Origin of the sequence: Arthrospiribacter ruber, from assembly GCF_019343195.1 — a bacterium.
GTDB lineage: Bacteria > Bacteroidota > Bacteroidia > Cytophagales > Cyclobacteriaceae > Arthrospiribacter > Arthrospiribacter ruber.
In genome coordinates this window covers 96317-108569 of sequence record NZ_RPHB01000010.1, presented here as the reverse complement: position 1 = coordinate 108569, position 12253 = coordinate 96317, and the positions used below count along the sequence as shown (strand labels likewise).

Below are 12253 nucleotides of genomic sequence, written 5' to 3'. Positions count from 1 at the left end.
ACAATTAGATAAAAAAGTTAGTTTGACAAAGAAATTTACGGTTTTATGAAATTTCCTTTGGTTTGGATTAAAATATAACCTGTATTTAGAAAAATCTATGTCTAAAAACTAAAACAAGACACTATGCACACTCAAAAAACCTATTTTTTGTCAATTTGAAAAAAACCGGTTTAAATTTTAACCTAAAAATTGTGATTTTATGTAAAATATTGAAAAACTGGTTCAAAAATAAGGCATAAAAAAAGGAGTCTTTGCAAAAGACTCCAAATGTGGGTTTATTTGTAACTGACTACAGCCATATAAAAATTGGTAATTTTCAAACTTTTAGCGTTTTTTCACTACCAAAATTTTCTAAACTTAAAAAAAGCTATCGAAAAGACCATAAAAACAGTAAATTATTTTTTGACAATTTTTTAACACTGCCATAATCTAAGCTGAATGGAACTGAGTCTGATACACTTTTGGGGTCATCCCAAACTCATTTTTGAATGCCCTTATAAAGTAAGTAGGATTATTGAACCCTGACATGTAACATACTTCCTGAATTTGTTTGGTGCCCAGCTTGAGAAAGTTCCTTGCAAGTTTTAGCCTCTCTTTCAGCACAAATTCCGTGGGAGTTAAGCCCAACTCATTTTTAAATGTTCTGGAAAAATGAGCCTTACTCATGCAGGCCTTTTCACTTAGGGCTTCCAAAGTGAAATTTTCTCTGATATTTCTTTTGATATAGTCTACGACATGGGCTATACGGTTGGAAGAAGCGAGAGACTGATAGGTCTTTTCCAACATATCTCTGGCCTGTGTTTGCGTAAGCCTTATCAGCAATTCCTTCAGTGCAAAAGTAGCAATCAGGTCTTTTTCCTTGGACCTTTCCTTCACTCCAATACGGATAAACCTGTTGATGATTTCCGAAAGATCTTTTGTATTGATCAGGTGAAAATTAGTAAGGTCCAGCCCCCATTCTTTGGTAATTTCTTTATCGGGAAGTCTTTCATTAAGCAAATGAAAAGTGTTTTCTATCATCTCTTTGGATATAGAGAGTGCAATACACTGGGTAGGATTGTCAAACTTGGCTTCAGGAAAGTCAATTTTCATGACTTCATTGGGAGGAACTATCACAGATTCTCCCGGAAGGTAGTCAAATCCCGGCTTGTCAAAGAGGTGCATGATCTTTTTCCCTTTGAGCATGGTGGTCAGCACCAGGTCTCCGAATACAAGGTTTACATCTTCTGCTTTTTGATGGGTTTCAAAAATATTAAGCTCGCAATCATTTAAAGTATATGTGGTCCGGTTTTCCACCAAGGTTTTCAGATCTCTTTCATTCCTCCATGGCACCCCGGCGATATAATTGGTTTTCAACATGGTTATTCGGGTTTTCAATAAAATTATCAAATAAGCCTCACTTATCAAAACAGGTGGATAGGTTGATTTGTTAGGTGGATTTTTCTAAAAATCAATGAAGTACATTTGAGAAAATCCAAAATAAACTAATAACTATGACTACATTAACATTATCAGAGGCGAAGCCTGTGGACAGGCCAAGCATCAAAGAAAAATATGACCATTTTATAGGTGGAAAATGGGTAGCCCCTTCTTCGGGAGAATATTTTGACAACATTTCCCCTATTGACGGCAAACCATTCTCAAAGGCTGCAAGAGGAAACAAAGAAGATGTAGAAAAAGCATTGGATGCAGCACATGAGGCTTTTGCCACTTGGTCCAAAACCTCCGCCGCTGAGCGCTCGAGGGTATTGAATAAAATAGCAGATGTAATTGAAGAAAATCTGGAAATGCTCGCGAGGGTAGAAACCATAGACAATGGTAAAGCCCTAAGAGAAACTAGAGCGGCTGATCTCCCTCTCTGCGTAGATCATTTTAGGTATTTTGCAGGTGTAATCCGGGCTGATGAAAGTACGATTTCGGAACATGATGAGCATACCGTAAGTATTGCTCTATCTGAACCACTTGGAGTCGTGGGACAGATCATACCATGGAATTTCCCGCTATTAATGGCTACATGGAAGATTGCGCCAGCCTTGGCTGCGGGATGTTGCACAGTGGTAAAGCCCGCAGAGCAAACTCCAACAAGTATAATGGTATTGATGGAGTTGATCGCTGACATTCTTCCTCCCGGGGTATTGAATGTAGTTACGGGATTTGGTCCTGAAGCCGGTAAACCTCTTGCTACATCTAAAAGAGTAGCCAAAGTGGCCTTCACAGGAGAAACCACTACAGGTAGGTTGATCATGCAATACGCCTCCGAAAACCTTGTGCCTGTCACTATGGAACTAGGTGGCAAATCACCTAATATATTTATGAAGTCCGTAGCTGATGCTGATGATGAGTTTTTTGACAAGGCCGTAGAAGGTGCGGTCATGTTTGCACTAAATCAAGGTGAGGTATGTACCTGTCCTTCCAGAATCCTTGTTCATGAAGACATTTATGACAAGTTTATGGAAAGGGTAGTAGAAAGAACCAAAGCCATAAAAATGGGACATCCTCTTGCGGAGGACACCATGATGGGAGCTCAGGCATCTAATGATCAGTTCGAAAAGATACTTTCTTATCTTGATATAGGAAAGCAGGAAGGCGCGGAAGTATTGTGTGGTGGAGATAAGGCCAGCTTGAACTCAGGATTGGAAACTGGATATTACATCCAGCCTACCATATTCAAAGGACACAACAAAATGAGAGTTTTCCAAGAAGAAATCTTTGGACCAGTTACTTCTGTGACTACTTTCAAAACTACAGAAGAGGCCATAGAAATCGCCAATGACACCATGTATGGTTTGGGAGCAGGACTTTGGTCGCGAGATGCACATGAACTCTATCAGGTGCCAAGAGCTATCAAAGCTGGCCGAGTCTGGGTGAATTGCTATCACGCTTACCCTGCTCACGCTCCATTCGGTGGATACAAAAAGTCAGGATTTGGCAGGGAAAATCATCTCATGATGCTCAACCATTACCGTCAAACCAAGAATATGCTGATTTCTTACAGCAAGAACAAGCTTGGTTTCTTTTAGGAGACATAAGATCTATAGCAAAATACTAAAGAAAAGAGAACGCAAGGCAGAAGATGGAACTTCCATCTTCAGTCTTGTTTCTTTTTTCTCGCTTCTCGCCTCTATTTTCTCATTTCTTCAAAAATTCCCATGTCAAACAAACAGTATATTCCCAGAGTCCTTATCACAGAAGCCGCCATGGATGTCATCGACACCCTGCGGAAACGCTTTGGAACAGAATTAATGTTCCATCAAAGCGGTGGCTGTTGTGATGGGTCTTCTCCCATGTGTTTTGAAAAAGGTGATTTTAAAGTAGGGGGAAGTGATGTATGGATGGGGAAGATTTATGGTTGTGATTTTTTTATGAATGAAGATCAATTTGAGTATTGGAAACACACCCAATTGACTTTAGATGTAACTCCGGGTAGAGGAAGCAGCTTTTCCTTGGAAATCCCCATGGGGATCCGCTTTATGATAAGATCCCGAATGTTTACTATGGAGGAGCTTGAAAATCTTGTTCCCACCAAAACAGGCGAGGAGTATCTGGAAGAAGGATAATTTCAGATCGTCCATGCCGACGGCATTTCGGTTAACCTGTACCCATTTTTTACCCGGCAATAAATTACCGGGCTATTACATCGGTCATGCCCATGGGCATTGACTAATAAAACCCGAACCCAAAAACAAAGTCTGCATAAAACTCAAACCAGTCCCATTGGGACGGACTATCTTATAACCAGAGGTTTCAACCTCTGGACCGGTCCATGCCCACCCCCCAAAAATCCCGTAGGGATGATCCATATCCTAATGTAAAATCGTCCATGCCGACGGCATTTCGGTTAACCTGTACCCATTTTTTACCCGGCAATAAATTACCGGGCTATTACATCGTCCATGCCCAGAGGCATTCATTAATACGACTCAAATACAAACACCAAAGCCTGTATGAACCTCAAACCAGTCCCATGGGGACGACCGATTTAATAACCAGAGGTTTCAACCTCTGGACCGGTCCATCCCCACCCCCAAAAATCCCGTAGGGATGATCCATACCTCGTTTTTACAATATTTTCCCAAGCCTATCATTTCAAGCCAATTTTCCCTATATTGATTGCCTTTCAAAGGTCTATTCAAAGCTTCGATTACCTGATTTTAATAGGGGTTATATTCCAGATAAAATGAATGAATCAAAAATCCATCAGGAGATAAGATTTTTGGGCAACCTTCAAAGGTACCTCAGAGAGTTTGTTTACGGAGGTATCGATGGAGCTGTGACTACATTTGCTGTGGTAGCTGGGGCCGTTGGAGCAAGTCTGAGCTCAGAGATCATCATCATTCTTGGATTTGCCAACCTGTTTGCAGACGGGTTTTCTATGTCTGTTGGCGCATACCTTTCCGCCAAATCCGAAAAAGAGAGCTACCAAAAACACAAAAACATTGAATATTGGGAAATAGATAATATCCCAGAAAAGGAAATTCAAGAAGTCAGGGACATCTACAAGGCAAAAGGTTTTGAAGGCAAGTTGCTCGAGCAAGTAGTCAGCGTGATTACCTCAGACAGGGAGCGCTGGGTAGAAGAAATGATGAAAAATGAGCTGGAAATGATTCCCGAAGAGAAAAGCCCATTTAAGATAGGCTTGGCCACCCTAATATCCTTTATTCTAATTGGGTTTATTCCCTTAATGATTTATGTCTATGATTTTTTTAACCATACCGAATTTGATATCTTTCTGTGGACAAGTATTTTCACGGGCCTTGCTTTTGCCGTTATAGGCTCTTTAAAAAGCTTGGTAAATCAGACCAATATATTTAAAAGCATGGGTGAGACTATTGGGTTGGGGCTATTGGCAGCTCTAGTGGCATATTTTGTTGGAGACTTTCTGGAAACTTTAATCATGAATTCATAAATGGAAACCATAGACGATGTCATTGAGGGTATTGACCGGATAGCCACTGAATGTTATAACAAGGACAACAGATTGGGCTATTTTGCTATCCTTTACAGGCAAGTTACCATCAGGGTCAAGGAGGGGATCTTAAATGGTGAGTTTGATGATAACCCAAGAATGGTCAAGCTGGATATCATTTTTGCCAAAAGGTTTATCGATGCTTATGATGACTATCAAGCCGGCAAATCCATCACCTCATCTTGGCAAACAGCCTTTGACACGGCTATTTCTTCCAGACATGTGGTCCTTCAGCACCTCCTTCTTGGTATCAATGCACATATCAATCTAGACCTCGGGATCGCAACTGTAGAAACTATGGATGGCAAAAGCCTGGAAGCCATACGCAACGACTTCGATAAGATCAATGCCATTCTCTATGAGTTGGTCAATGGTGTCAAAAATAATATCGGAAAAGTCTCTCCATTGTTCAGGTTACTGATCCGCTTCGCCAAAGGCAGAGATGAAATTCTGGTCAACTTCAGCATCAGAACAGCCCGTGATGGAGCCTGGAAATTTGCAGAAGAATATGCAGCCAGCAAAAATCTACCCAGTACCCTATCTATCCGGGATCAAGTTATCGATGGCTTGGCCCAAAGTCTCAGTAATCCAGGCAAAAGACTTTCCAGACTCTTGAGCCTAATAAGCTTGGCCGAGTGGAGATCGGTCAAAAGAACAATGAAACAACTCGAAACTATCGCCAAGGAACAATAAAGTCCATCCATCTACCTATGCTGTAGGCTCTCAGCCAACTGCTCAAGCCGATAGGAAGATTTAGCATTGACTTTTGCTGTCTCTTCTGATACATAAATACTCACCCGGTGCTCTGTCAGATCAAGCAAATCATCATAAGGCCCTCTCAAAGAAATCAATTTGACAAAAACAGGCGCCGTTTCTACTGCCACAAATAATAGCATGATAAAATAGCCCGCGGTTTTAATAGCCTTTGATTCCATCCCCAATGCTGCCAATGCATCCAATCTCGCTGCCAAACCATCGTAAGCTTCAATTCCAGGCTTTAGCTGGTCGACAGCGTTGGTTCTGGTCTGCATGAGCACCCTGATTTCATCATCCAAAATATCCAAGCGCTGTTCATGAGATTCTCTCAGTCTGTCCAAGGCCTCTTGGGCTGCATCCAATTGCTGCTCTTTCTTCTTGGCATTGCTGCCCAATCCTACTATTCCTGAAGTCCTGTCGGTCTTGGTCCCGAATCTTTCAAAATCATATTCCTCCTGCAGCTTATCCCTAAAATCAACGGCCTCCTTGATTTCTTTTCTCAACAATTCCTTTTGAGCTTCTCTTTCCCCTATTTCAGAAAAAGTTTGCTCCACTGCAAGTTTGCCTGAAGCCAACATTGCTGTTTTTTGTTCATCCAACTTCCGGTTGATTTCTTTTTCAAAAATCTTCAACTCTAAGGGTTTTGAAATCACTATGGCCAAAAGAACAGCGAAAAGTAGCCTGGGAATTGCCATCTTCCATTCTTGCCATGAATTGTCTCTTTTCTTCATGCTTGAGATGATAAATCTATCCAAATTAAAAATCATGCCCCCCCATACTAAACCGAAGCCCACTGCGTATAGCCAAGAATTGAAAACAGTGTGTAAGGCATATCCTGCTGAAATTGAAGCCAGCAGACCCGTAAAAAATACCGTGCCCCCTATCCCAATATATTTATGGGTTTCTGTAGGAACCTTATTTAATAAGGGTGTGTAGGCACCCGAACAAAACCAAAAGAAGCTTTTTATTTTCATGGTAGGTGATTTATGCCAGAAAACTTATCAAAAAGTGGGCTTGAAATTAAAAACCTCTAAGATCAAATGATTATGGATATAAATGACTTTACAGATAGGCTTATGGAGCAGTTTTAAGTCTTATTTTTAAAAAAATGTAAATATAAACCCTTATAAAATCATGTCCGTCAATGTACAGTTTGTGTTTTTGATCAAATTTTGTTCAATTTTGATCAACGAAATCAATCCTTTTCCAACAGCTCAATCAAAACTCAAATGTCAGACAAAATCATCAACCTGGGAATTCAGATCATACCGAAAAGCAAAACTTTGGATGCTTATACTTTGGTAGATAAAGCCATTGAAATCATACAGCGATCAGGGGTCAAACATGTGGTCACTCCTTTTGAAACTGTCATGGAGGGCCCTCAGGAAAAACTGATGGAAATTGCCAGAAATGCTCAAGATGCTGTCCTGGCAGCAGGTGCGGATGAAGTTTTAGTCTATTACAGGATGCAGATCCGAAATCATGAAGATGTGAGAATAGAAGATAAAATCGGTAAATACACAAAATAATTTTGGGTGTTTTTCATAAAAACCCCTTTTTCCAAAAGAAATCCAGCCATTTTTTCTCCCAAAGGCTCAAGGACTTAGGACTCTCAATCAAACTATATTAATATTTGACCAGTTGTTTTTTCGTAGGTTTTATTGAGTTCATCTAAACCCGAGAAGACTATGAAAAAATTATTACTTGGAGTTTTTATTTTTTTTGCATCGAATTTCACTCTTACGGCGCAGATCCAATCAGTCCAATACAATGTGGTAAACAATGAGATCAACAGTAATAATCCTTTGCCGGCTGAAGAACCATTTTTTGTACGGGGCACTTTACCTGCTAATATCGACCTGGTAAAGGTAAAGGTAAAAAGATCCGGAAAAAGTGAAAATCTTGCAGAGGAATATCAATGGAAAAGGGCTTTTGACTTTGAAGTTTCCCAATATGAACTCTTCGTATCCCGAGAGCTAAGGAGTAATGACAATTATGACCTGGAATTCTTTTACTATAGAAAAGCAGACGATTTGGAAATGGCAAGGGTCAGGGAATCCATCTCCAGAAATCTGGAATCTTACATCCGGGCAAATCTAGAGGTAACATCCCGCGGCATCCGTTCCAATCATTCTGATGCTGTCATGATGTCTCAGATGGATCAGATTGTCAACGACGCATTGCTAGATTACAGGCATTTTCTAGGAAGGGAGTTCCCCGGATTCAGTGAAATAGTCCGTCAAAAACTTGATCAAAAAAGCAGACTTCGATTGAGGCAGGCAAGATTCAATATTCTTGGACGGGCAGAAAATGACAATGAGAGGGCTGTTTATGCCTCTACATTCATTGCTGAACTGATAGAAATCGTGCAAAATGAAACAGATCAATTCCTTGAAAACAGCCTATTGGCTCTTTCGGACATTAGAACTATCAGTAATTACCCTACAGAAAAAAAACCAGGAACACTTCCACTCAACTTTGGATATGGCACCATTCCTATCAAAAGGAGCCTTTCATCTACTGAGTATTTACACGGTCCCTATGTTGGACTTTCCCTTCCTTTAGGAAATCCCAAATTTGCACGCTTCCTAGGAAATGCCTCATTTTCAACAGGAGTATTTTTACAAAATTTCGAATCCAGAGACGGACAGAACATAAGAGGCGAACTGGTGGGCTTACCTATCTATGCCGGATTAGGATATAGGATGTTCAGGGTCCTCAGATTCAATGTTGGCGCAGTAATGCTCAATATCGAAGAAGGGAACGGCTCTTTCAGTCAAAACCACATTCAGCCTTTCGCCGGGGTGAGTCTTGAATTTAATCTTTGGATGGGCTTTGGAAACAGGAGGTAAATATGCGAAGATTTATTCTCTTGATGATATTGACATTGATCTTAGCCAATGACTCCTTTTCCCAACAAAAAGATTTTGAATGGAGACTGGGCTTCAGTATGGGCTATAGCAATTATTATGGCGACATCAGTCCATATCAAATCCGTGGCTTGAGCAATATGGATGCGATTCACCACCTACTCTACTTCAATCCTAATTATTTTGAAAGGCCATCATTCAAAGCGAGTTTGGAAAGACAGTTGAGCCCAACTGTAGGGCTTATGTTCAGTTATGGTGAATATCATTTTGCCATGAGTGATCGCTACGTGCAAAGAGATGGAAGGTTGATGACCGAAAACCCGAATTTCTTCAGAAGCCTAAACTTCTACAACCATACCCGTGACATGGGGCTTTCCCTAGTTTTCAAAGCTGACAATGACCGCTTACTCTCTTCCAAGTCCCTGATTGCACCCTATTTTACTTTAGGTTTTGGATTAATAAATTTTGAAGTATTTGGGGACTTACTTGATGATGAAGGCAACAGATATGACTACAGTCTTCCTCTTCCGGTCAACAATTTCGAATATGAAACTGATCTTCAGCCTCTCCGAACAGAAAATGAGCAAGGTTATTCCTTAGGTTCTCTCTATGCCAATCTAGGGTTGGGCTTTCGGATACGGCTTGGTAATAGGATGGAGCTGTTTGCACAATCTGATTTTTTGAGGACGTTTACGGACTATCTCGATGATGTAAGCGGCAATTACAGGTCTTCCTATGACAACGATTTTCAGTCTTATGCTGCTAATCCGTCAGGGATGCTACTCGATCCCGGCAATCCCCAAAGAGGAAATCTGAATAGCCCGGTTGATTGGATTATTTATCATAGCGTAGGACTGAGATTTAATTTTGGAGCTAGTAAGACCACATTCTCTGCTCCTAGGCTTAGTCCTTTTAGAAGTGACTTCTCAGGAAGGCCATCAGCACCAATCCTCCCTCCTAAAATTGATGAAAAAGAGCCGGAAGACATTGTAGCTGAAGAAGAATCCAAGGCCAGAACCAATAATTACTACAATATCCAGATAATGGATGATAGGCGATTAGATAGCTTGGAGATCAATACCATCAGGACCAGATGGGAACAGCAAATTCTTAAGAGAGAAAACAGAATACTTGAAGGAAAACTTCAAAGAAGCACATTTTCCAGTCTATTGGGGCAATTTGATCAAAATAACAACTTGCTTTTAGGAGATACCCTTCTGGATCAAGAGGAAAAAAATGACATGCTGGAATCAAGCCGGCAAAGACTATTTGACTTAAGGTACAGCATAGACAGTATCAGCAGACGGGAATCGGAACTACAGGCCGAAATTGATAGCATCAAATCCTTGCTGCGGAATTACCGCTTCCAATCTTCTCAAGCTCCACTCTTTTGGGACAGTCTGGGTGTACAAACCCGACAGTTTGAAGTACCCATGGAGAAAGGTACAGTAGAAGAAAAAGAGCCTTTAATTCTTATGGAATCTGGAACGGAAGAAATTTCTGGAACTGTACCCGAGACTACTATTGAAAATCTCCGGAAAGAACAAGTGGAAAAAATCACCTCAAGCCAGGAAGATACAGAATCCCCCACTTCCTCTACTTCTTCTGTCGGTCAGAGGAGCAGCTTGGGTTACGATGATGATGAAAGAATCAGGAGACTGCAGGAAGAGGTGGACTACCTGAGGTACCAAAGAGACAGGTTGATTCTGGCTCAAAGGGAGCAGGAAAGGGGAAACACTGTTTACACAGAAAGGGAAATCATTGAGCGCTATTCGGAAAGACCAGAATCTGAGCCGGTCAACCCGGGGAGAGAATCAGGAAGGCGTTTCCGATGGTGGCCATTTGGAGCAGGAGCAGCTGCTGTAGCCCGTTCTGAATCACAACAAAGATCCGACACGGAATACAGAAATCCCGGTTCCCCTCTCCAAAATCAAGATGCAATCCAAAGCTCTTTGAGCCAAGCTGAAATGCAACAGTTGGGAATGGGTTTGAGCAGTATATTTTTGGGAACTGCTCTTATGCGACAATCAACCTCAGAGGAAATCCCCGATCCGGAACCTACTTCAATTGAAGAAGTCAGGGCACCAATTTCCTCTGTAGAAAAAACTCCTCCAATGCCTACCCAAGTAACGGTAAGGGATACTATTTACATAGAAAACCAGCCAGTTGTAAGAATTGTCAAATCAAAAGAGGCCATTTATTTTCAGGTTAACCAAAGAGAGCCAGCTGAGGAAGAAATCAGAAAGCTTGCCGATTTGGCAGAATTCACAAAAGACAATCCTAAAGCAACTTTAACCCTTACCGGATTTGCTGATAACACAGGCAATGTCAATTACAATCTCCGTTTGGCAGAGGACAGGACCAAAGCTGTGAGGGATATACTCCAAAATGAATTTGGAGTAGAATCAAATCAAATTGTTATGGAATCTGGCGGTCAGGTGGTTAGAGGCACCCAAAGAGTCCCCAATGAAATAGACAGAAGAGTGGAGATCAGGTTGACAACGGCTAATTGACCTGTTCTTAAAATAGCGAAAATTTAAGCTTATCGGTAAGTAGCTCAAGAGCTTTGATGGACTTCACAGAATTTCCTTTCTCGTTCAGTTCAGGGCTCCATACACAAATAGAAAACTTGTGAGGCAGGACAGCAGCGACACCTCCACCTACACCACTTTTACCAGGGAGTCCAACCCGAAAAGCAAACTCACCCGATTCGTCATAAAACCCACATGTCAGCATAAGCGCATTGATCCTCCGTGCATGGCTTTCGGATTCTATTCCTCTTTTTGCAAAAATTGAATACCCGTCATTGGCCAGGAAAGAGAATGATTTGGCCAAATCCTCGCAGGACATTTCCATGGCGCAATGGTGGAAATACACCTCTAACACATCTTCTACTTTATTTTCAAAATTTCCGTATGCTTTCAAGAAATACGCTAAAGCAGTATTTCTCTCGGCATGATCCATTTCAGATTGCTTTACATCTTTATTGACACTGACACAATTACGACCTGCCAGTTCATTGATAAAATCGCTTACTCTCTGGGTAGGATTATCAAACTTGCTGCAAAGGGCATCTGTGATTACCAAAGCACCTGCATTGATAAATGGGTTTCTGGGGATTCCCTTTTCATACTCCAACTGGGCAATGGAATTGAATGGGTTGCCACTGGGCTCCACGTTTACCCTTGACCAAAGCTTGCTCTTGAACACATGAAAAACCATGGTCAAGGTAAGGACTTTGGAGATACTTTGGATAGAAAAAGGCTTTTGATAATCTCCTACCCCATAAACATTGCCTTCGAGGTCTACCAAAGCAATCCCAAACTGATCGGGATCCACATTTGCCAGTTCAGGAATGTAAGTGGCCACTTTCCCTCTTGGGTTTTCCTTTTGTATTTGTTCGTAAACTTCTTCTACTAATCCTTGATAGTCCATTGTGGTAAATTGTAAAAATTCCGCTTGCTGTCCAAGCTAAAGGCCGGGCGAATTGACTTTTTCAAAAAAAGATTTTTATCACCCATAAACTCCTACTTGAGTTTCACCACCTTTTATATCCGATTTCATCCCCATAGACACTTTCTAATTATTTTCGCCTCCCATTTCTCTCCTATCTCATTTCTTAAATCGTAAATCTTAAATCGTAAATCTTAAATCTCATGTC

10 protein-coding genes are annotated in these 12253 nt (G+C 41.1%); 7 read left to right on the top strand and 3 right to left on the bottom strand.

The genetic code is table 11. The features are described 5' to 3' along the window. Window positions 1-429: 429 nt before the first annotated feature. Window positions 430-1359 carry an AraC family transcriptional regulator gene (locus EGN73_RS19295; protein WP_425515040.1) on the bottom strand — a complete coding sequence of 310 codons (930 nt, stop codon included), beginning with the start codon at window positions 1357-1359 and terminating at the stop codon, window positions 430-432. A gap of 134 nt (window positions 1360-1493) precedes the next feature. Here EGN73_RS19295 and EGN73_RS19290 point away from each other — a divergent pair, with 134 nt between their 5' ends. The 4 genes from EGN73_RS19290 (at window position 1494) to EGN73_RS19275 (ending at window position 5659) form a co-directional block, all read left to right on the top strand. After that, window positions 1494-3020 (top strand): aldehyde dehydrogenase family protein, encoded by a 1527-nt coding sequence (locus tag EGN73_RS19290; protein WP_219293400.1) that lies wholly within the window; start codon window positions 1494-1496, stop codon window positions 3018-3020. Between the two features lie 129 nt (window positions 3021-3149). After that, the gene (locus tag EGN73_RS19285) at window positions 3150-3557 is read left to right on the top strand and encodes a DUF779 domain-containing protein (protein ID WP_219293398.1); all 408 of its coding nucleotides are present in this window, start codon (window positions 3150-3152) and stop codon (window positions 3555-3557) included. A gap of 620 nt (window positions 3558-4177) precedes the next feature. Then, entirely contained in the window at window positions 4178-4906 is a 729-nt protein-coding gene (locus tag EGN73_RS19280) for a VIT1/CCC1 transporter family protein (RefSeq protein ID WP_219293397.1), read from the top strand. Continuing rightward, window positions 4907-5659, top strand: coding sequence for a DUF5995 family protein (locus tag EGN73_RS19275; RefSeq protein ID WP_219293396.1), 753 nt, complete (start codon window positions 4907-4909; stop codon window positions 5657-5659). Window positions 5660-5670: 11 nt separating this feature from the next. Here EGN73_RS19275 and EGN73_RS19270 read toward each other — a convergent pair whose 3' ends face one another. Then, a complete protein-coding gene (locus EGN73_RS19270) occupies window positions 5671-6696 on the bottom strand; it encodes a DUF4407 domain-containing protein (protein WP_219293395.1) in 1026 nt (341 codons plus the stop codon). A gap of 255 nt (window positions 6697-6951) precedes the next feature. Between EGN73_RS19270 and EGN73_RS19265 the strand changes: the two genes are divergently transcribed. The 3 genes from EGN73_RS19265 (at window position 6952) to EGN73_RS19255 (ending at window position 11105) form a co-directional block, all read left to right on the top strand. Beyond that, window positions 6952-7251 (top strand): thiamine-binding protein, encoded by a 300-nt coding sequence (locus tag EGN73_RS19265; RefSeq protein ID WP_219293394.1) that lies wholly within the window; start codon window positions 6952-6954, stop codon window positions 7249-7251. Between the two features lie 159 nt (window positions 7252-7410). Next, window positions 7411-8574, top strand: a complete 1164-nt coding sequence (locus tag EGN73_RS19260; RefSeq protein WP_219293393.1) for a hypothetical protein — start codon at window positions 7411-7413, stop codon at window positions 8572-8574. 2 nt (window positions 8575-8576) lie between these two features. Then, the gene (locus EGN73_RS19255; RefSeq protein WP_219293392.1) at window positions 8577-11105 is read left to right on the top strand and encodes an OmpA family protein; all 2529 of its coding nucleotides are present in this window, start codon (window positions 8577-8579) and stop codon (window positions 11103-11105) included. A gap of 7 nt (window positions 11106-11112) precedes the next feature. On the opposite strand, the gene EGN73_RS19250 is transcribed toward EGN73_RS19255, so the two are convergent. Next, entirely contained in the window at window positions 11113-12027 is a 915-nt protein-coding gene (locus tag EGN73_RS19250; RefSeq protein WP_219293391.1) for a glutaminase, read from the bottom strand. Window positions 12028-12253: the final 226 nt, after the last annotated feature.

Excerpts from the sequence above, each read along its gene's own strand:
- EGN73_RS19285 (WP_219293398.1), top strand. The coding sequence starts at position 3,150 with ATGTCAAACAAACAGTATATTCCCAGAGTCCTTATCACAGAAGCCGCC.
- EGN73_RS19265 (WP_219293394.1), top strand. The coding sequence starts at position 6,952 with ATGTCAGACAAAATCATCAACCTGGGAATTCAGATCATACCGAAAAGC.
- EGN73_RS19295 (WP_425515040.1), bottom strand. The coding sequence starts at position 1,359 with ATGTTGAAAACCAATTATATCGCCGGGGTGCCATGGAGGAATGAAAGA.
- EGN73_RS19255 (WP_219293392.1), top strand. The coding sequence starts at position 8,577 with ATGCGAAGATTTATTCTCTTGATGATATTGACATTGATCTTAGCCAAT.
- EGN73_RS19260 (WP_219293393.1), top strand. The coding sequence starts at position 7,411 with ATGAAAAAATTATTACTTGGAGTTTTTATTTTTTTTGCATCGAATTTC.
- EGN73_RS19275 (WP_219293396.1), top strand. The coding sequence starts at position 4,907 with ATGGAAACCATAGACGATGTCATTGAGGGTATTGACCGGATAGCCACT.
- EGN73_RS19280 (WP_219293397.1), top strand. The coding sequence starts at position 4,178 with ATGAATGAATCAAAAATCCATCAGGAGATAAGATTTTTGGGCAACCTT.
- EGN73_RS19270 (WP_219293395.1), bottom strand. The coding sequence starts at position 6,696 with ATGAAAATAAAAAGCTTCTTTTGGTTTTGTTCGGGTGCCTACACACCC.
- EGN73_RS19250 (WP_219293391.1), bottom strand. The coding sequence starts at position 12,027 with ATGGACTATCAAGGATTAGTAGAAGAAGTTTACGAACAAATACAAAAG.
- EGN73_RS19290 (WP_219293400.1), top strand. The coding sequence starts at position 1,494 with ATGACTACATTAACATTATCAGAGGCGAAGCCTGTGGACAGGCCAAGC.